This is a genomic window from Pseudomonas sp. EA_65y_Pfl1_P113, assembly GCF_963970525.1.
Taxonomy (GTDB): Bacteria; Pseudomonadota; Gammaproteobacteria; order Pseudomonadales; family Pseudomonadaceae; genus Aquipseudomonas; species Aquipseudomonas tritici.
In genome coordinates this window covers 1-441 of the sequence record NZ_CAXAQM010000632.1, presented here as the reverse complement: position 1 = coordinate 441, position 441 = coordinate 1, and the positions used below count along the sequence as shown (strand labels likewise).

Genomic DNA, 441 nt, shown 5'->3' with positions numbered 1-441 from the left:
ACCAAGTAGATAGACCATTTTGCGTGTTTGGCCAAGGGCGCGCTTGATACTGCCCCTCTCCCCGACCCTCTCCCCAAGGGGGAGAGGGAGACTCTGGTGTTCGCCGATCCCGAAACGATCGATCTTTCCGGTTTCGACGCGCTTGTCGTGTCGCCCGGCGTGCCGCTCAACCGCCATCCGGTCGCGGCCAAGGCGCGAGCGGCAGGGGTGCCGATCATCGGCGATATCGAGCTGTTCGCGCAGGCGCGGCCCGCTTTGCCGCCGCACAAGGTGGTGGGCGTCACCGGCACCAACGGTAAATCGACCACGGTCTCGTTGATCGATCACATCCTGCAAACGGCCGGCGTTCCGTCGCGCTTGGGCGGTAATATCGGTTTGCCGATCCTGGAGCAGGAGCCGTTGCCCGAAGGGGGCGTCTATGTGCTCGAGCTTTCCAGCTAT

Annotated in this window: 1 protein-coding gene; it reads left to right on the top strand. The window is 63.5% G+C overall.

Features of this window, described 5'->3' with window-relative positions:
- Positions 1–96: 96 nt before the first annotated feature.
- Positions 97–441, top strand: a 345-nt coding sequence (locus AACY52_RS31465; protein ID WP_339561571.1) for a Mur ligase family protein, incomplete at its 3' end; no start/stop codon positions are given.